Below are 19,738 nucleotides of genomic sequence, written 5' to 3' on the forward strand. Positions count from 1 at the left end.
CAGCTCTACCACTACTGCTGGTGGTGTATCCGTGTTCGGTGGCTCGGGCGGCGCCGGAAATGCGATACTAGGAACACAGCCTAGTGGCTGGCGGGGCGGCGGCTATGGCAAGAGCGGGCGGTGCGGTGGTCAGGCCAATGCCGCGTCATGACACTATAGACGCCCTTTATGCCTGACTGTCCGGCTGATGCAGACAGAGTGATAATGTAACTTACGGACAGTGGGTGCGGTGGACAGATGGGCCCGCCTTCAACACCAGACGATCTGCCCCTTCCGGACGATGAAATGACTTTTGCAGCCGCTGCGCCGCCAGACCGAAGGCATGAGCGTTGCCGGGCCGCTCGCTGCGGACGGCACGGACCACCGTGGCCGGACCTGGGGCAGAAGATTGAGTTCGATCGTCTCGCCGCAACCACATGGGCACGTCATCGCGGCGCCCCAGAACTCGCCGGCATCGCCGGCAAGGTACACGCGGCCGGGGGCGGGCTCGTCGGGGAAATCCTCCACGTGCTCAAAGAGCCAGATAACCTGCCGGCGGAACAGGCGGTGAAACAGCCGCGAGGGCGCTGAAACGAACCAGGCCCAAGCGGCGAGCAGCAAGGTCAGGATGGGGTTCACGACTCCTCCTCGCTCAACGCCGGCATGTTCAGCAGCGGCGTTGCGTCGCCCCGCCCAACCCATTTTGAGAACATGCCTGACGGTTCGCCTTCCGCGCTGCGGATCACTTCGGAGCCAACGAAGTTGACGCGGACAATGGCGGTCGAGGCGTTGTCGTCTAGCCGGTACGGATGGAGGCGCGCCAGAAACTCGTTCACAGCGATGCTCGCAACCTGCATGTTGATGCTGATCACGGCGGGACGATCCTCCGAGACGCCGCGAATGTAACCGCGGGCGACTTGGTCGCGATAGGCGGCGGGATCGGTCCGCCTCAGGCCCTCGGCCATCAGCTGCTTCTGGGTAAAGACGCGGCGGTCCATCAAGGTGTCGCCATCGGGACGCAGATAGTGGATAGCCCCAACGGCTTCATCGACGCCGCCCTTCCCGTCAGCTTCGAGCTTCACGCCAAGGTCGAAGTACGGAATGGTGTAGAAGGCAGCGACGCGGTTCAGGATCGCACGGCCTTCGACGCCGTCCATGCAGCCGAACAGGACATCGCATTGGGCGACGGCCTCGATGCCGGCTGGCGTGCTGAGGTCGGCGCGGATGATCTTCAGCTCGGTGCCGAAGCCCATGGCGGCAATCGATCGCGCCATCACTTCGACCTTCGGGCGCTCAAGGTAGCTGTCTTCGCGCGTGCTGTTGAGGATGCGATTGAGGTTCTTCTCCTCAACGACGTCGGGATCGATCAGCACGAGTCGACCAAACCCGAGGCGTGCGAGCTGCTCGATCAGCGGGCTGCCGGTTCCCGAGCAGCCGACGACGGCGGCCGACATCAACCTGAGACGGCTCACGGTGCCGGCCCCGAACATCTGGGCGTGCCGCCGCGCGAAGCCGGGCGTCGCAGCCGAGGTCACCGGGGTGAAAATCTTGATGTCGTCGCCGACGACCGAGATAGCGTCGAGCGGCTGCATGCTGCCATCGGGGAGAATAGCCCGCCCAAACATTTCGCCGTCGGGCAGCATCACCGCACTTACATGCGGAAAGGCGCTGTCGGTCCAGCCATAGACCGAATTGAAAATGTCAGCGTCGGACTCGTCGTCTACGGACGAAAAAGCCCGATAGCCGCCGGGGTGGCTGTGAATCTTCAGGACTGCGAGATCGTATTTGGCCGCACGCTCAAGCAAGGGGATCATCCGCCGGGTCGACCAGGTCACCCGATCAGGCCGCCGTACGCTGCATTCGTCGTAGGGGATGGGGAGGATCTCGAGGACACTCACCGCGTGCACCGCATCGCCGCGCCTGCGCCCGCAAAGGGCCACAGCGACGGCCTCAAGGCCGTCGCCGGGCAGAAGGTGCGCCTTGAGGGCCTGCTGCTGGCACCCGGTCATGCGCAGCTTGATCACCCTCATTTCGCAAGCTCTCGCTGAAGCCATGTGTCCACCTGCAGCAGGTGCGTGCAGACATTGTCGATGCCCGGCCGCCACGGGTTTTCCGCCGTGCGATGGCGTGACCATTGCTGGTACTGCCTGCCGTCGAGCGCCAGCGGGGACAGGTTGGCGATCATGCGGTCGCTTTTGAGGGAGATCGGCGGGTCAAAATAGACCATATCGATCTGCTCATCCGGGTAGTTCGGCGGAATGCGGAGCGCGGCCGTGGCCGTGCTCACGTTGTAGCCGTCCGGGATCTGGTGACCGGGAAGGATCAGCCACTTGGCATCACCTTCCCGGATGGCTTCCCAGACACGGCCGCCCTGCGCGAGGCACTCCTCGTCTTCTTCCGAAAGCTGAAATGCCTTGCGCATATCAACCTTCCGAGGGATCGAGGGCGAGAGTCTGGAAGCGCTCCACGTGGTCGACGTGGAAAACCACCACCTGATCGGGAGCCACCGGCTGGAAGCCGGCGCCGTGCACCTTCATCGACAGCAGGTACTTGTCGGGCGCCTTGTTCACCAGGGCCAGGATCTGCGTCCCGGTCATCTGGTGTACCTCGACGACCTTCTTCTCCTTGTCGATCCGCAGACGGTACTTCTTTGCCTTCTTGGGCTTCTGGCCCGCCTTGGCCTGCTCTTCGAGGTCGATAAGCTCTTCAAGCTCCTCGATGTCGCGCTCCAGCTCAGCCGCGTCATGCTTCAGTTCCGCGATCTCGCGGCGTTCATCTTCGGTGTCAGTCATCTTCGCGTTCCTAGGTCTTTGTGTTCGGCGGGCGATGCCGCGCCGGAGGTCGATCTCCGACCCTTGATCAATCCTTAGCATATGAGTTTACGTTTTGGCAAGATACGTTTACACAGGAGAAAAAAGTGTTGACTAAGTGGCTGAAAAGGATGACACTTTGAGCATGGAAATCAGCACAAAAACACTCATCACCCTCCTCCAGGCCGCGATGTCGGCGGACTACACCCAGGTCCGCAGGACTGCGAACGGGCTCTCCAAGCAGCTGCTCGACACGAAAGACGTCGACGGCGCACGCGCAGTGCAGGCCGTTGTCCGAAAAAAAGGCGTTCCGCTTCAAACGTCTGGCTATGTCGAGACTCTTCCGGTCGACGCCGGAACGCGACTTCCGCTCCTTGAGGAGGGCGTGGCGCCGACGACGCCTGTGATCCTTGATGAGGCGGCCGGGCATGTCGTAGGGCAGTTCATTGAAGACGCTCAGAATCACGACCAGCTGGAACAGGCTGGGGTGGACGCGCCCATCCGGCTGCTGATTTTCGGCGAGCCTGGGACCGGCAAGTCCTTGCTCGCCTCCCATATCGCGGCGCAGCTTGGCCGTCCCTTGTACGTGGCGAGGCTGGATGCGGTGATTTCGTCACGGCTAGGCGAGACCGCGAAAAACGTGCGCGGGATATTTGATTTCATTCCGGTCCGGAACGCCGTTCTGTTCCTCGATGAGATGGATGCGATCGCGAAGCTGCGCGACGACAGGCATGAGCTGGGCGAGCTCAAGCGCGTGGTCAATGCCGTCATTCAGGGCCTGGATACGCTGACAAACGACGTCATTGTCATTGGCGCGACCAATCATCCTCACCTTCTCGATCCTGCGATCTTCCGCCGGTTTCCGTACAAGCTTGAATTAGGCCTACCATCAACCGCCACGCGCGCGGAGATGTGGAAGGCGTTTCTACGACTTGATTCGCCAGAAGGCATAGCTGACGCGGAAACACTGGCGATCGTATCGGACGGCCTGACCGGAGCAGATATCCAGAATATTTCCTTAAGCGCACGTCGCCGAGCGGTTCTGGATAAGGCAGAAATAAACCTGCCAAATCTTCTCGTGGCGCTGCTTTCATCAAGGCGTGGAAGCCCTTCTCTTGCTGATACACGGAAACTCACAACCGATGATAAGAAGCAGCTTGCCCTGACGCTCCATGACCGTGCGAAACTTCCAGTAACGGAAATCGCGAGAATGGTCGGTGTGAGCCGTCAGATGGCACACAGATACCTGAAGGGAGAGGACGGGGAGGTAGATGGCTGACGAGCAACCACGGCGCCCGATCCTCAATCCGGTCCTGCGGTTCACCAAGGACCCGCGCCCGGAAGGCATAACTGGCCGGTCGAAGAGCCGCACGGGAATCCGCTTCGAGCGGCTGGACGATCAGCGAAACGCGCTCGGCGATGCGTTCGCTAACTTGAGCCGTCGTAGAGAAGCTTTGCCGTCTGCGGCGGGGCGGACGATGATCTATGCGTCGATGTTCAGCGACTCGCGGGCCACGACTTGGACCCCGACCGACATTTTCCACGCTAATCGCGGTGCTTCGATCATTGCACCTTATCGGTCGGGGTATCTCATAGAGATCGAGACGAAGCGGCTCGCGTTCTACTCTAACCTCATGATGGCGGCGGACGATGACCGCGACATGGTCGACATCTCTCGCGTTGAGGATGTCCGGGCGTATGATGTGAATGACGTCTCGCACGGCTATAGCGTTGACCAGCTGTGGGACTTGGCGCCGGAGACGCCCGAAGGCAGGGCTTTTACCCTGTGGTTCATGCCATATCGGAGCAATGACAGCGTCGAGGTTGTCCTGCAGGAGATAGCCCGTCTGCGCAATGAGCAGGTTCTGGGAAGCCTGCCGCAGGCGCCGCTTCTGCAACTGCCCGCCCTCCCCGTTGCTCCCGGCGATGAAGCCAATCAGCGTCAGAGGCTCGTCACGACTCTGACGGACCGTATAGCATTTGCCCTGCGCGACTACCGGGCCCGGCATCGCGCAAAGGTGGGCGTGACGGTGCGCGACAAGGACCATCTGGCCTCCATTCTGGGGTCTGCGGCAGTATTCCGCCTCGACCCGTTGCCGGTGATCACCTCGACCTCGCCCGGCCAAGGCACTGAACCGCCGCGGCCGCTCCCCTCCTCACTTGCCGCAATGCCGATCGTCGGCGTCGTCGATGGCGGCCTGACGGCTGCGTCGTATGGCGCGGCAGAGGCCTGGAANCGATCGTCGGCGTCGTCGATGGCGGCCTGACGGCTGCGTCGTATGGCGCGGCAGAGGCCTGGAAGGCGCAGCCGCTCGTGCCGGCTGGAGTTGCCGATGCGGCCCATGGCAATATGGTCAGCTCCCTGATCGTACAGGGGCATGACTGGAACAACAACCTGCAGCTGCCACCGCTGTATTGCCGGGTCGGCACCGTACAGGCGGTGCCACGTGCGAACGCGGGCTACCTTCTCGATCCGGACTCCCTCGTCCCCTATCTTGACATCGTCATGGGCGGGCATCCGGAAACCAAGGTCTGGAACCTGTCGCTCAATCAGCGGACGGACTGCGACCTGGACTCCGTGAGCGCGCTTGGGCACGACCTCGCCGTCCTTGCGCGCAAGCACAACGTCCTTCTCGTGATCTCGACGGGGAACCAGCCGAGCGGGCGCATTCAGCCGCCCGCGGATTGCGAGGCGGCGTTGACCGTGGGTGGACGCCTGCACAGGCCTGATGGTACGCCGGGCGCAAAATGCCCCGTGTCCCTGTCTGGTCCGGGGCCCGCCAGCATGCTCAAGCCGGAAACGGTCCACTATTCGCATGTGCGTACGATTGGCGGCTCCGTTTCGGCCGGGTCCAGCTTCTCGACGGCCCTTACTTCACCCCTTGCCGCCCACACGATGGCGGCGCTGCGTGAGCCCTCGCCGGACCTGGTGAAGGCGCTGATCCTGCACAATGCGGACAATCCCAAATACGATGTCGCGCTTGGCTTTGGGTCGCCTGGCGTTTCCATGCCGTGGAACAGCCCGCCGGGAGGGGTCACCCTGCAGTGGACGGCATCCCTCAAGACGGGCGCGGCCTATTACTGGGAGCTTCCCATCCCCGCCGCCCTCCTTACAGGCGGAAAGCTCAACGGGTACGGCAAGCTCACAGCCGTTCTGGATCCGCACCCCCTCGTCAGCGAAATCGCCGGGCCGAACTATTTCTCCGCCAGGCTTGCGACAGCGCTGCAGGTGGAGCGCGGCGGCAAGAACCACAATCTGCTCGGTTCGCTCGATACCAAGAAAATTACCGAGGAAGAGGCGCGCGAAATCGATCACAAGTGGAGCCCCATCCGGCATCACCACAAGCGCTTTTATGGTGTCAGCTTTGATGGCGATAACCTGCTGGTCTACGCCCGCATCTACACGCGCGACCTGTATCTGTATGGCTACGACAACCCGGACGAGACGCCTGAAATGAGCGTCAACTTCGTGCTGACTATCGGCACGGGCCAGGAGAATGACGCCGTCTTCAACCAGATGCATAGCTCTCTCGGAGCGTTTGTCGAAAACTCGACCATTGAGAGCGAAATCGAGGTTAACGCCTGAGCTGGATCCCGGCATGCGCCTGCCCAGACGCGACTGTCGTTTCGCCTCATCGCGGAGTCCCCATGAGGCGGAGCGTGGCAGGCCGGCACATCGCCCCTCTCTCCTGCAACGCCCGCTTTTGGCGCAAAGGAGCCAACGCGCGACGTTTGATGGATGTCCGCTTCTGGGCAGCGCCCGTCAACACGGCAATGACCGAGAGGAGGCGCAAAGCTGCCATTCACGTCGTGGAGAACTTATGAGAAGGCGACCTTGACTGCTGAGTGTACTGCATCAAAATCTCTAGTCCTTCCACTTATCAGATTTTGCTTTGGTGATAATTGCCTTGGCGCGTTCGACAAGCTGCCCCAATCTTTCGATGGTCGGGGGCGCTTCGGTGCCTGCCTCCGTATGACTATGGTGTTGATTTTCACTGAGAACTGACCCGGCGTTTCCACCGAGATTTGACCCGCCTTTCATGTATGTTTCGGTTCGGGATTGAGGGTCAAGGTTCTGGCTTTCTCCTTCGCTTTTTTAGGCTCGTGGGCAGAGCTGTTTTTGAATCGGAAGCTGTCGTTTCCGGTTTCGCGGATGTGGCAATGATGGGTCAGCCGGTCGAGTAGCGCGGTTGTTTGGCATCGCCGAAGACACTGGCCCACTCGCTGGGCTATTGGCGATCTGGCCCGATCGTCCCTGTGCCTTCTGCTGTTCCAGCGCATTGACCAGCTCGACCGTCGAGAAGAAGCGAACCCGCTTGTGATGATGCTTGGCATATCTTAGCGCTGATCCTTCTCGACGTCTCAGAGCAAACCCGACACTCCAGACCGTGCGCTCTTGCGCGTCGAGGCACTGACACTTAGGTGAGAAATGAGCCGCCTGCAGAACGACGGGCAGCAGCTGAATATCTCGGCAACACCGGGACGTCCTTCCTCGTCAGCATATTCTTGCGCAACGTCTGCGAAATCAGCACTGACATTATACCGGCACCTTCACTTGCAAGCGTTGAATGCGTGGCTCTGCGCCCGGTTTTGGGACATCGGATATGTCGACGAATTGTAAATCGCAGAGCTGATAGGTGATTTTGACATTCTGCTGGGAGCCTTCCGGGAGAGGAAGCCCGCCCTGGGAGTCAAAGCGGATGATCTTCGTGGATTGGCCGTCGACGGTCGTATTGTCTGCGGTCGTAATAAATATCTCTGGATATGATTGACCCGAGCTGTCCACTACCTGCTTGTCATCTTCGGTATAGGAATAACACGGGTACCGCTTGAAAACGATCGCCGACCTGAGCCCGTAGTTCACGAACAAGATTTCAACATACCCGGCCTCCCCCGGGCTGGACCCTCCGCCCACAAAGCTGGCAGCCACAATGGCACGATTTTCCGTCACTTGTTTGGTTAGTGCCGGAAGTCCGACGACCAGAAATGTGGCGATTGACGCCAAACCGGTGATTATAGCCAAGACCGTTGACGCGTTCCCAAGATTGCCCCACCAGCTCTTCTTTTGAGATGTGCCACAGTGAGGACACTTTTCGGCGCCGTGTTCGATTTTGAGCCGGCATGCCATGCAGCGGTCTTCTGAGAAATCTGCAGCTTGAAGTGTCACGGTTCCGTCTCCTTTAAGTTAGCAGGTGCAACACGCTGCGTTTTGGCGGGTGGCTGCGCGCCTTTTCCATGAGTGATTGCTCAGGATCCGCCAAAACCGTTTATGGGTCGTAGGTGGTCACGACTGCGAAGTGATCGGACCCGTGCAACTGACAAGCTTTCGCCGCCCAATCGGTCTGCGCCAGGTCGACGCCGGCGTTGCAACCAAGCGTCGGCGCTTTGAAATCGGCTTGATCGCCAGCCGGCACAGCCATGTGATCGATTGCAGCGTCGGCAAAAGCGGTGTCCTTGTAAGTGCGACCCAGCCCCTGTGTAAGCAACGCAAACGCGCTTGCACCGATGAGGGGTGTCGTCAGGATTGCGAAAGTATCGTCGAACCCGTCGCCGGCGACGCAGGCTGCGGCGGGAAAGGGCGCTTTCTTGCATTCAAACGGCTGGAGATTGCAGTCCGCGAAAGCGGACCCTGCTTTGCCCTGTTCAAGACTCGTATTGAAGTCGCCGGCGATGATCGTTGTGCGGCCTTCTGCGGTCGCTTTGTCGGCGACGACCTTCACCGCGGCGATCACGCGTTCTCGCTCGGCCGCGTTGCGTTTATCGGCATCTACTTGACGGGCAAAGCCTTGTGCTATCGCTGTGGTGAGCTTGGCTGGAACATCGATGGCCATATTTTCCAATGCCCGGTTTTCGTCCGTCGCGTCGGAGCATGCATTGTTGATATTGCTCTTCAGATGCACAGGAAAGATCGTAAGGCCGTTCGCCAGATCCACGCGCAGGGTACCGCGGTCGTTGCCTCCTGTTGGCTGGACCTGCGAAAGACCGCTCGAAGTTAGAAGTTCTTCCGCCACTTGCAGTCCGCCGAAGCTTCCAAAGACCTCATGCGTCCGCCCGTCGAGTTTCACATCGTACTCTGTGACGCGGATCATCGGAATCTTGGAGATAACCGCGACCTCCGGGCCCTCGTGGGCTGCTGTATTTGGAACCGATAGGTCGGATACCGCCACGTGATAGTTTGACCGCCCTAAGTGATTGGCAACGATTTCGGCGCCAGTTCGCCCGATCACCTCGACCATTACGACCACATCGGGTGACAATTCAGCATCCAGGCCCGCGAAGTCAGCTTGCCGGCCAAGCATGGACTCCTCCAACCCAGGACCTATGTTCCAGGATACAATTGTGGTCGACTGTGCAAGACAACAGCCCGTCCACGCACAAAGCCAAGCGAAAGTCACAATTGCACGCATCAACGTCGTTCCTCTAGGTGCTCACCCTGCGGTGGGAGACCTCACACCGGCAAGTTGCGGTAAGCGTTCTTCATGGTTCGTCGCGGGAAAACGGCGAAGGACCCACGTGGGACCTGTCTTGTGTCGGCGGCAGTATCCTGGACAGTGCTGCTTCGGCGTTGCCGCTCTTTTCTGCTTCAAAAATGTAAGGGGCAACATCGCGCGTTTCCGCGGCCTGGGATGAAAACTTTAGATCCACCCAACGGCGAAAATTGAAAATGCCACCCGCAAGCTGGAGTGAATAGTCGAGCGACTGGGTCTCGGCGACGAATGGTTCTGTGGGTGCGCGATTCTTGAAATAATGTCTCAGCGCCTGTTCATCGTAAGGATTGATGGTGAACGGCAAAAGGCCATTCATTTCATCAAAAACAGGGCCTTCAGGCGGAATTCCCCGACCCCAATCGAGGGCACGCGCATGGCAGGCAAGGCATGCAGACTTGAAGTTGTCGACGGGTCCATTGAGGCGCCCAAACAGTCCAAGATGGTGCCGAGGCAGCGAGAAAAACCGGGCAGCTACCGTGGGATTGACCCAGCTCTCCTGCACGGTGCCTCCATCTTCCTGATACTTCTTGGCAGTCAGTTCAGGGTCGTTTCCCCACATCAGTCCCACGGGAACGAGCTTTGACCAGACATCGTCACCAGGTGCATAGGCGTCGTACATGAACGTGCCAAAAACCCAACCTGTCAGGGCGCCAGCCGCTGGATCCTTCACCGCAACATCCACCTGCAAAAGGCGCATTTCCTGCACGGAGCCGCCTTCGCCAATGGCGGCGTTCCATATTTTCGACCCGGTTAGATATGGCACCCGCGAAACCGGCGCGGTGGTGAAGAGCAGCTTGATTGCAAATGTGTTGGGCGGGAACACCATGCCCTTGGTCTTCGGTCGCGCGGGGTCCCCCCAAACCTGACCGAGCCCATAGCATCCAACCCCGTTGTAGAACCCAATTGCCCAGTTTTCGGCGCGAGAGCGTTGATGCTCCGAGAGTTCGAAGAGGCGCGATCCTCGCTCGCGGGTCATACCGTGAATGCGCTCGCGAATATCCTGAAACCACGGCGCGTGGCACCAACTTTGCGATCCTTTCTCGATCCTCCAGTCAATAGAGACATTATCCTTCAGCCCATAGGCAAGAAGAGTGCGAAGGTAACGCTCAGGCTGTACTCGAAAGTCGATCCCACGCCATGGAGTCTCCACGGCTGGGAGGGTCCTCGGAAAGGAAAAATTGGCAACGAACTCCTTCTCCCCGGCAGGCAGACCAGCAAGAGCCATAGTGCTTGAGCAGTTGAAGAGGATACTCGCCGCCGTATCGAGCGAGGCGTTCTCCGCAACGTCGCAGGCGGCGTGAGCCGGCCGAGGCGCAATAGCAAAGATGCCGAGCAACATCCAAATCAGCGTTATAGCATTTGCACAGACACGCATCCGCGTCCCCCATTGGTGTAGTCACCGGTCTGCCAGATTATGTTATACCTGCAGTGATCGTTATTTTAATACCGCAATGTCCCTCAGTGTCGTCAAGCATAAGGTCTGGCAAACCGTTGCTTCGGGCGACGGTGTTCTACCTCAGGGGATCGCTCTCGCCTTCGACGATACCCCGTCCCACTGTCCATTTTCTGGGCGATCCGTGTTAGATAGACAGTACGGTCTCAATTGCATCAGCAACGATGTCGGCGTGATGTGGTTCATGGCCGTCGTGGAACACTATCTGCAACGAGCTTTCGATCCACCTTTCAGCTTCCGGGCAGTGTGTCTGCTTATAGTCAAAGACAGTCTCGGGGATATCCGGAAAGATTTGTCGCGCAACCAGCTCGGCCGGCCAGATTGGAGTTTCGTTGTTGGGTTGTCCGAAAGTGTCGAAAAAGTTTCGGTTCCTGAACACCCCAGTCCGATAAAGGGTCTCATCGCCGTAGGATTTACCGACGCCCATGCCGACCGAAGTCGCAGCGGCGCGCATTGCCTTCAGCACATCTTCCCGGCGCGCTACAAGATCCGGCTCCAAGCGAAACATTTGAAAGAAATAGCTGGAGATCGCTTTGCCGTGGTGTTGCTGCGGCCGCACACCGGGGATCTTTGACAGCCTCTCATCAAGCCGTTGGCCAACGGCTGTAAAGCGAGCCGCTACTTTAGCCAATTTGGGAAGCTGCGCCAGGAGCATGGCGAACTCCAGGTCGCTCATCCGGTAATTCACACCTGACCCGTTGTATATGTAGTGCTCGCTATTGGGATCCGTGACGCCGGTCCGGTTCCGGTGCTTGTCGGAGAAGTTGAGGCACCGCAGGAAATCATCCTCGCTCCTTACGAGGACAAAGCCGCCCTCGCCACACGTGATGTGTTTTTGGGAGTTGAGGCTGAAGCAGCCAGCATCGCCTCGCGTTCCCGCGGGACGTCCTTTATAGCTGGCCCCCTGAGCCTGCGCAGCATCTTCGATCACTTTGATATTGTGTTGCCGACAGAAATCAAGAATCGGATCCATATCTGCAGGCGAGCCCCCCAGGTGCACGACAATGACCGCCGAAGTGCGACTGGTAGCGACGCGCGCGATCGTTTCGGCCGTCAGCAATCCGGTATTCGGATCAAGATCGGCGAACACGGGAATCGCGTTCTGAAAGATCACCGGCATGACAGTTCCCATGTCGGTGATTGGTGGAACGATAACCTCCGTTCCGGCGGGAATTTGGAGGCCGCCAAGCGCGACGTGGATGGCGGCGGTGCCAGATCCCGCCGGGACGGCGCGGAGACGCTCGCCGCTCGTGTCGCTATAGTAGTTTTCCAAAGCCTCACGGGCCTCGTTCCAGAAATTCCGCTTTGGATCGCCGCTGCTGGTATAGGGCCATAGTTCCTGCCCTGCCAACGCGGCGTCAAGCAGTTGCCGCTCGGCACTGTCAAATCTGCGTCGCTCAGGTGCGGTCACAGGCTGTCCTTTCTGGTCGCGGGTTGTCGTGCGCGACATGCGTCGATTTCTTCACGCCCGAGGCGATCGCGACGTTCGGGCAGTTTGTTTGTCCACCCAGGCAACAAGGCCTCCTAGCTGAACGCGATTGAAGCTTTCTTCGAGTAAATGCGCTTCAGGAAAAAAAGGATAGTGGGCGCTGGGGCTCTTCAGGCCGTCGGGGACGAATTCACGACGATTTCACGCAACGGCGGTAGGACGCCAGACCGCGTCGCTAGCGGATGGGCCAGCTACGCTTCCAGCCAGTCATCGGCCCGGCCCGCAGCCTTCTTTTCTATTGCTGCCATGATCGGCAGCCGCCGCAGCGTGTTGACCGGATAGGCCGGATCAAGCAGCGCCGCTGGAGCAAAGTCGGGCTCCTGCTCTCGCAGAGCCTTAACAGCTTGGCGAAGCTGGGGCACTTCAACGCGGCGCAGCTGCAAGGCCACCTCATAACGCCGTGTCGAGACAAAATCCGGGCGGAAGCGAAGCGCCGTTCTGGCGTGCAGCAGCGCCTGATCGTAGTCAGCCAGAGCGGTTGCGGCCATGCAAGCGAAATGCTCGAAATAGAACTGATAGGGACTGTGCTTTGCAAGTTCCAGAGCACGCCGGGCTGTCTGGTATCCTTCTTCCAACTTGCCGTTTGTGCTCAGGGCGTTGGAGAGCAGCGCCCATCCCAACGGGTCCGTCGGATCGCGCTCGACGCCGCGCTGCGCCATCACGAGCGGGGTCCGCAGATTGCCTTGGTGAATATATTCAATCTGCGAACTGATTGTCTGGACAACGGCATCGTCGGGCGAGTGGCGGAGCGCCTCCGCAGCGAGCTCGGTGACCGGCGCAACGTTGTCCAGGAATGACATCGTTCGATGTTGAAAGAATGCGGCATTGCGCAAGAAGCCCCGCCACACCAGGTACCGGCCGCGCGGCTCTATCTCAAAGGCGCGCTTGAACAGGCTGTCAGCAGCAACGAGGCTTTTCTTGTCAAGACGAAAAAACAGGTTCCGCGCCTGGTGCGCCAGGACAGATGCGCAAGCATCCGCTCCATCAATCGATGCCGATTCGGCAAAAGCTTCGCAAACCCGTTCGACTGTGTTGAGCGCAAGCCTATCCAAGTCGACCGACTCGTGCATCGCGCCGATGGCGCCAGGTACGCTTGCATTGTCGGACCACAGCCGTCTTCCATTCTGAATTTCGCAGGACAGGAAAACGTCACCACCAACCGCAACGGAAAGCACCCGGATCAAGAGCATCGCCTGCGGTTGGCCTGCGGGTGCATCGAGATCATCCGCGCCGCCGTCCCCGTCCGCACTCATGATCTCCAAATCGTCCATCTGCCGCAATGCGCTCAGAATCCGATTCTGCAACAATCGTGCGCCGACATCGGCCGCTGGCGCTCCTCGTGCATCGCTACGCACCAGCACGATGCGTCTTCGGCGCGGCGCTGCCCTACGCTGCTGCATCCATCTCTCGAGGACATGGCTGCGCACGTCGCGGATAACATGTTCGAATTCATGGTCGTGCACGTCGACGTCTTCAAAGGCCTCGACCGTGCCTGCCCGCCTCATGTCGGCAGACGCTTCATACACGACCTTGAAGCTCGCTGGGTCTAGAGTCACGGCATGGCGCGAGGCCACCAGCAGTTGGCCGTGCGGCCCCAACGCGCGGCGTATCTCACTAAGGGCCGCCCGCAAACTGCCTGCCGCTTGTTCCGCGGCCCGGTCGCTCCACAGGCGCTGCTGCAGCCATGCCCGCGTGCGGGTGTGACCAGGCGCGACGGCCAAAAGAGCAATCGCGCCGCGCGCCTTGCCACCTTGTGGCGCGAAATCACGCCCCCCCTCATCGGTGAGGGTAAGCCTGCCGAGAGCATTTAGCTTTAGCATGTCCGCCCTGCAGAAGTATTCTGTGCCCCATATTTACTTACTGCAATTTTCTGCGTCCCGCTATCCATTAGAAGAAGCAAATGTTCATGCGTCCTTGCTGATCCTCGTGGGGAAAAGCAAAATCCTGCTGCTGAAGGGAGCGAAGTCCGTTCGTCAAGAGTTGCTGGGTAAGCGTGAGCTGACACACGCACAATAGCGGCTCCATTCACCCCTTAAGCTCGCATCGATGTATTTCACGGTGTTTTCACGCCCGCGATTTTTTTCCTGATCTAGGATTGCGAGCATCTCGAACGAACAATTTTGCAAAGCCGATTTGGTGAGATCGTTCGAACGATTGAATTGCCCATCGAAGGAGGATGCGTTGGATACCCAGGCACCGAAAACAAAGGTCAGATCGAATACCGGCTCGCACCGGGCAACCAGCGCGGCATCCGCCGATCCGCTGGGCATCATTGTCGACCTCTTGCCACCGGGTTTCCCGACGCGGCCTGGCACACGGATACGGCCGACCACTATTACCATTCACAACACCGACAACCCCGGTCCGGGCGCCGATGCCGACGCGCACAATCGATACATTCGCGGCAGCGACGCAGTCGCGCGCAAGGTATCGTGGCACTTCACGGTGGACGACAACGAGATCTACCAGCATCTCCCGGTCAACGAGATGGGCTGGCACGCCCATGCTGCCGCCAATGCATCCAGCATTGGCATCGAGATCTGCATGCATCGCGGCATGAATGAAGCAGCCGCATACGACCGGGCGGCACGGCTTTGCGTGTTTCTGGGCATGCAGCTCGGCATCACCGTGCCCGAGGGCCTGCGCCAGCATCATGACTGGACCGGCAAAAACTGCCCCAGCGTCCTGCGCGGGCGGCCAAATGGCTGGCAAACGTTCCTCGACCGCGTCGCCTTCTACAGCAGGGGATCGCGCAGGCGCGCAATGCCCGACGTCACCTTTGTCGCAGCGGCAAAGGCGGGAGCCGCGAGCAAGCTAGCTCCAGAGGCCATGGACGACGCGCTCAGGTCCATCGATCATCACTTTGCAGCGCATGCCGACGCCGGCACCGCTGCCGAGCAGGCCCTGCCGATCCCGACCGGGGACCCGATTGCGTTCGCCGCGTCCACAGCAAGCACAGTCTATTGGCCTGTTGTGACGCGCCATCCGCGCGCCTTGGAAGTCAACACGCGACTGGTCGGCGGAGGCGCTTCGGGTGCCAACGCCTCACGTCGCTTCCTTGCCGATCGAAGCGGCGGCGCCCGCTATCACTGCGCGATCGATCTCTATTGTTCCGAAGGAGACGCGATCGTCGCCGTTGAAGACGGCAGAATCGCAAATTTCTACCCCTTCTATGAAAACACCAACGCGCTCCTGGTGCAGCACGATGGATATGTGGTCAACTACGGCGAAGTCTCGCCCAACTCGCTCGCATCGCTCGGCCTGAGCGTCGGCGACCGGGTGAACGCCGGGCAGCGGATCGGCACTGTCGGCCGATTGAACATGCTGCATTTTGAAACTTATTCGAGCGGCACGACCAAAAACTATTCCTGGCCGAAGGCCAACCCCCGCCCGAGCCGGCTGCGCAATCCAAGCCAGCTTCTTCTTGACCTCGCTGTATCTGCCGTGCGGCTCGATGCCGATCACGCCACGACTGCCCTCAATGTTGCAAGATCGGACCGCATGCAGACTGTCAGCGCGCCCTCGATTGCTTTCGCGCCGACGGCCGTCCCGCCAATGGATGAGAAGGATTGGCATCCTTTCGGCAACGGAACAAGGGAATGGCGGTACGACGCGCGTGGCCTTGCCACCCGCGAGAACGGCACCGTCGAGCAACAGCGTTCGGAGCAAAGTCTCGATACGATAAGGAAGATCATGCAATACATGGGCTCGGAGCTGCTTGCCGCGAGCGCCAAACACGGCATACCGCCGGCGCTGCTCTTGATGACGGTGGCGACCGAGACGCACATCTACAAAGCCGACAAGTTCACAGGCCCGAAGACATTTCGCTGGGAGGCGCATGTCGAGAACGATGACGTCAATCCGCCGACGCTTGGGGACTATTCGGCGGGCCCCGTGCAATCGCTCGGCACGACGGCGCGCTGGGTCATCCGCTCGAAAGGCACGGCGTTCGGCCTCAACTACGATCCTTTTGCGGTCGCACCGGTGTATCCGGCCAAACCCCACCCCAAACCGGACAGTCATCCGCTGTATGACTTTGCGACCAATCTTGATCTTGGCGCTGCAGAAATACGGATCCGGCTCGACAAGAGCGGCATTGATCCGATCTTCGTGGCAGCCGCGTTCAACGCCGGCGGACTTTACAGCAGCGCGCATAGTCCGTGGGGTCTGCGCACTTATGGCGATCATCTCGACCGGGCGGCAAAATGGTACGGCGATGCCTGCGCGCTTTTGATTGAAATCGGGATTGTCTAGCCGGCGGGTTCGACAGACGGCAGCAAGGAGGCAGCTATGAACAGGAGCGTCGGCATCGCTATCGTTTTCTTTTGCGGAGCCGCAGCGGCCGGATCGACGGCCGACCTGCAGCGATACAGTGGGATTTGCGAGCCCTCCGGCGGAGCGTTTATCGGCCCATCAAGGTTCGCCGTCGCAAGCGACGAGTCGAATGTGATCCGGATTTATGAGCGCGGATCACCCACCATCTCTGCTTCCGTGGATCTTACGACATTCACCGGGTACGAGAAGTCTGATCTCGAGGGCGCCACTGCGAGAGGCGACACGGTCTATTGGACTGCCTCCCAGTCCAATAGCTCGGGCGGTAGCGACAAAAAGAGAAAGGTGATCTTCGCGACCCGGATTGTGCAGGGCAACGGCGGCACGACGCTCGAACCGACGGGGGTCTTGCGCGAGGATCTGAAGCCGCAGCTGGTGAAGCTTTCAGGATCATCCGACGGTCGCATCAACATCGAGGGTCTCGCCGCCGCACCCGATGGAGGCTTGCTGTTCGGGTTTCGTAATCTCGTCGACGGCAAGGCGGCGGTTGTGAAGCTGAAGAACGCCGACCTGGTGCTCGCCGCGAAAGACAGTCTGGCTGAATTCGGCGATACGGCGATGCTCGACCTGGATGGGCGCGGCATTCGCAGCCTGGAACGGGTTGGGGATCACTATTTGATCGTTGCTGGCAAGGCCAGTGACGCGGCAGCCGTCGATTACGCGCTCTACTGGTGGGATGGGGAGCCCGAGCACAAAGCGGTGGCTTGGGAGACACAACCGAATCTCTCCGGTCTTGATCCGGAAGTTGCCATGGTGCTCCAGGACGGACGCGCGCTCCAGATTATCAGTGACGATGGAGACCGTTGTGCGGAAGTCGAGGAGGAGGATCCCCCTTCAGATCAGCGCGGCTTCTCCAGCATTGACGTTCCCCTCTGAGCGGCAGCGAGAACTACGAACTCGGATCGAGGCGATCAACTAGATGCGACTGCGGGGCCTAGCCGCCGAGTACCGTGAGCTGACAGCAAATGAAAAGCGGCAGGTGTGTCGTCAGCGTCTCACCGCCAATCGCAGAAACACTTACGATGTAACCTGGAGCTAAGGGTATGAACTCTCCGATGACTGCATTCTTCGGCAGTGTTATCGCAGTACTTCTTCTATGCCTGTTTTCGTTTTCGACGTTTTATGTGATTTCGTTGGTCGTCGAGAATTGTCGGTCCATGCCGGTATGCGAGCCGGCATCTCCGTTATTTGGAGACGGCTTCAAGTATGTCGTCACCACCGTAGGCGGCTTGGTCTCTGCATTGGTCATTGCCCACCTGACGGTTACCGAACCAGGAAATGCGCCCACCCTTGGTTCCTTCGCGCCGGAATCCAAAGCCGCCGTCTACGCGACCAACACCGTTGTTGTGCTCTACCTTCTGGCATGGATCGCAACTGGCTTGGCCGCACTCGTTGTCGGCGTCATGCTCTACCCAAAGGCCAGTTCGACCCTTTCCGATATCGGCTCCACCTGGCTTGGCCTGGCAGTATCAGCGGCGTACGCATATTTCGGCATCAGGCCTTCATCCGATAGACGGGTAGGCGGCGGTCCTGCGACATTTACCACTGGCGACCTATCGCAGGGTCAAAAGGTCCCCAACGCATCGGAGTTGGTGACCTGCGGCCCGATCACTAAAAAAATTACACGCACCGATCCCGAATTCGCCGGTCTCGTCACGAATACAAACGCCAAGATCGTATTCAAGGACGAGGAAAACACCGGCGCGGATCGCATGATGACGCCCCGCCTCAAGAGCAAACTGGATTCCCTTGCCAATGTGGTTGCGTCGGAATGGCCCGGCGCCAAGCTGCGGGTTACGGAGGCTTGGGATGAGGACAATGAACATGCCGACGCCTCGCTCCATTACGAAGGCAGGGCCGCCGACCTCACGACCAATCCGGTCGACGGTGCAAAGCTCGGCAGGCTAGCTCGCCTGGCGGTGGATGCGGGTTGCGACTGGGTTTTCTTTGAGGACTCGTCCCACATACACGTCTCGGTGAAAGCTGGATAGGCAAACAAGAAGGTCAACTGCAGCGGCAGGTGTTTCTCGTCACCGCGACACACGTAAGTTATTTCTGGCAGCACAGATCAGCTTGATCGAACTGCCAAAGGTCTTGTGTTGAGTCGCATAGATACTGTTTTTATCATAATATACTGTTGTATCATGCAAACAAGTATGACATATATTATAATTTCTAACTGCTGTAATGTGTAAGATGCGTAAAACTGACGTCAGCGCAAACAATGCGCATGCACCGAACGTATTGGAGGATAGGTCGATGGCACGTTCACACGCGAAGACTACGGCGTCCAAACAAGCTGGTAACGCCAATCCGTTCAAACTGACGAGAACGAAAAAGGCGCAAGTCAAAGACGCCCACATTATTAGAGAGGGTGTGCGTTGCGACACGGAAAAGAGGGGGCACACAACGCCACACGGACGCACGCCGCTAGAAATTGTGGTCGATGCGTCCGAGGGCTTTATTCCGCTGTGGGCCAAGGGCACCACACTGCGCTGGCGTTTCCGTGACAATTCCTTCGCAGTGTTTGAAAATCAGGCCGCGGCGAAAGCGGCTGTAGAAGAACTGCTCGGCCAAGCCATCTTAAAGTGGGGCGACTCGGCTCCCGTCAAATTTGCCAAGCGCGACGATTCCTGGGACTTCGAAGTCGTCATGAGATCGACGGACGATTGCGATGACAATGGGTGCGTGCTGGCCAGTGCGTTTTTCCCAGACGCAGGGCGTCACAAGCTAACGCTTTATCCGCGTATGTTCGAACAGCCTTCGGAAGAACAGGTCGAAACGCTTATCCATGAGATCGGCCACATATTTGGCTTGAGACATTTTTTTGCATTGATCAGCGAAACCGACTGGCCTGCCGAGATTTTCGGGGAGCATAAGAAATTCAGCATAATGAATTACGGCAACGACAGTAAGCTAACCTCCCAGGACACATTCGATCTCAAGCGCCTTTATCAGATGGTGTGGAACGGCCTGTTGACGGAGATCAATGGGACACCGATCAGAATTGTAAAGCCATTTCATGCGAGCGGCGCGGCCACCGAAAGCGCGCTGGCGCTTGCGGCAACGCGGACCGTTGTCGCGCCATTGCCCGGGGCTTGAGATTCGCGACAGCGGAGCGGGTTTCGCCAGTGCAGACCCAAACCGTCGGCAAACCACCCATATTCTGAACTCAGATAGTTCTGCA

General features: G+C 59.3%; 16 protein-coding genes and 1 pseudogene. 7 read left to right on the forward strand and 10 right to left on the reverse strand.

Features of this window, described 5'->3' with window-relative positions:
• Positions 1-249: 249 nt before the first annotated feature.
• The 4 genes from X733_RS151965 to X733_RS15640 are packed head-to-tail and all read right to left on the reverse strand — an operon-like array spanning position 250 to position 2,771.
• Positions 250-618, reverse strand: a complete 369-nt coding sequence (locus X733_RS151965) for a DUF6527 family protein (protein ID WP_023818711.1) — start codon at positions 616-618, stop codon at positions 250-252.
• On the reverse strand, positions 615-2,009 hold the full coding sequence (locus X733_RS151960; RefSeq protein WP_023818712.1) for a ThiF family adenylyltransferase: 1,395 nt from the start codon (positions 2,007-2,009) through the stop codon (positions 615-617). The genes X733_RS151965 and X733_RS151960 overlap by 4 nt, the downstream gene beginning before the upstream one ends.
• The gene (locus X733_RS15645; protein WP_023818713.1) at positions 2,006-2,401 is read right to left on the reverse strand and encodes an E2/UBC family protein; all 396 of its coding nucleotides are present in this window, start codon (positions 2,399-2,401) and stop codon (positions 2,006-2,008) included. The genes X733_RS151960 and X733_RS15645 overlap by 4 nt, the downstream gene beginning before the upstream one ends.
• Before the next feature lies 1 nt (position 2,402).
• Positions 2,403-2,771: a multiubiquitin domain-containing protein gene (locus X733_RS15640; protein ID WP_023818714.1), complete on the reverse strand. Its 369-nt coding sequence runs from the start codon at positions 2,769-2,771 to the stop codon at positions 2,403-2,405.
• A gap of 163 nt (positions 2,772-2,934) precedes the next feature.
• On the opposite strand from X733_RS15640, the gene X733_RS151955 reads away from it, so the two are divergent.
• Both X733_RS151955 and X733_RS15625 read left to right on the forward strand, forming a co-directional pair.
• On the forward strand, positions 2,935-4,068 hold the full coding sequence (locus X733_RS151955; RefSeq protein ID WP_023818715.1) for an AAA family ATPase: 1,134 nt from the start codon (positions 2,935-2,937) through the stop codon (positions 4,066-4,068).
• Positions 4,069-5,103: 1,035 nt separating this feature from the next.
• Positions 5,104-6,375 (forward strand): S8 family serine peptidase, encoded by a 1,272-nt coding sequence (locus X733_RS15625; RefSeq protein ID WP_155924194.1) that lies wholly within the window; start codon positions 5,104-5,106, stop codon positions 6,373-6,375.
• A gap of 452 nt (positions 6,376-6,827) precedes the next feature.
• On the opposite strand, the pseudogene X733_RS1000000168020 reads toward X733_RS15625, so the two are convergent.
• The 6 genes and pseudogenes from X733_RS1000000168020 to X733_RS151935 form a co-directional block, all read right to left on the reverse strand.
• Positions 6,828-7,131: pseudogene (locus X733_RS1000000168020) on the reverse strand (ATP-binding protein); the annotation flags it as partial.
• A 195-nt stretch (positions 7,132-7,326) separates the two neighbouring features.
• Positions 7,327-7,956 (reverse strand): hypothetical protein, encoded by a 630-nt coding sequence (locus tag X733_RS151945; protein ID WP_155922515.1) that lies wholly within the window; start codon positions 7,954-7,956, stop codon positions 7,327-7,329.
• 100 nt (positions 7,957-8,056) lie between these two features.
• Complete coding sequence (locus tag X733_RS0134695) at positions 8,057-9,088, reverse strand: hypothetical protein (protein WP_023818718.1); 1,032 nt, start codon at positions 9,086-9,088, stop codon at positions 8,057-8,059.
• Between the two features lie 178 nt (positions 9,089-9,266).
• Entirely contained in the window at positions 9,267-10,616 is a 1,350-nt protein-coding gene (locus tag X733_RS151940) for a hypothetical protein (protein ID WP_023818719.1), read from the reverse strand.
• Positions 10,617-10,857: 241 nt separating this feature from the next.
• Positions 10,858-12,180 carry a DegT/DnrJ/EryC1/StrS family aminotransferase gene (locus X733_RS1000000167130; protein WP_023827285.1) on the reverse strand — a complete coding sequence of 441 codons (1,323 nt, stop codon included), beginning with the start codon at positions 12,178-12,180 and terminating at the stop codon, positions 10,858-10,860.
• A 230-nt stretch (positions 12,181-12,410) separates the two neighbouring features.
• Positions 12,411-14,039, reverse strand: coding sequence for a hypothetical protein (locus X733_RS151935; protein WP_155924195.1), 1,629 nt, complete (start codon positions 14,037-14,039; stop codon positions 12,411-12,413).
• Here X733_RS151935 and X733_RS1000000169540 point away from each other — a divergent pair.
• From X733_RS1000000169540 to X733_RS0134710, 5 genes are all read left to right on the forward strand, one after another.
• Positions 14,038-14,235 (forward strand): hypothetical protein, encoded by a 198-nt coding sequence (locus X733_RS1000000169540; protein ID WP_155924196.1) that lies wholly within the window; start codon positions 14,038-14,040, stop codon positions 14,233-14,235. The genes X733_RS151935 and X733_RS1000000169540 overlap by 2 nt on opposite strands.
• A 165-nt stretch (positions 14,236-14,400) precedes the next feature.
• Positions 14,401-16,473, forward strand: a complete 2,073-nt coding sequence (locus tag X733_RS1000000170205; RefSeq protein ID WP_050588652.1) for an N-acetylmuramoyl-L-alanine amidase — start codon at positions 14,401-14,403, stop codon at positions 16,471-16,473.
• A gap of 36 nt (positions 16,474-16,509) precedes the next feature.
• On the forward strand, positions 16,510-17,427 hold the full coding sequence (locus X733_RS1000000167140; protein WP_023818722.1) for a DUF3616 domain-containing protein: 918 nt from the start codon (positions 16,510-16,512) through the stop codon (positions 17,425-17,427).
• Positions 17,428-17,606: 179 nt separating this feature from the next.
• Positions 17,607-18,542, forward strand: coding sequence for a hypothetical protein (locus X733_RS151930; protein WP_196813724.1), 936 nt, complete (start codon positions 17,607-17,609; stop codon positions 18,540-18,542).
• A 268-nt stretch (positions 18,543-18,810) separates the two neighbouring features.
• On the forward strand, positions 18,811-19,653 hold the full coding sequence (locus tag X733_RS0134710; protein WP_031214812.1) for a matrixin family metalloprotease: 843 nt from the start codon (positions 18,811-18,813) through the stop codon (positions 19,651-19,653).
• Positions 19,654-19,738 lie beyond the last annotated feature (85 nt).

It is taken from the genome of Mesorhizobium sp. L2C066B000 (assembly GCF_000502335.1).
Lineage (GTDB): Bacteria > Pseudomonadota > Alphaproteobacteria > Rhizobiales > Rhizobiaceae > Mesorhizobium.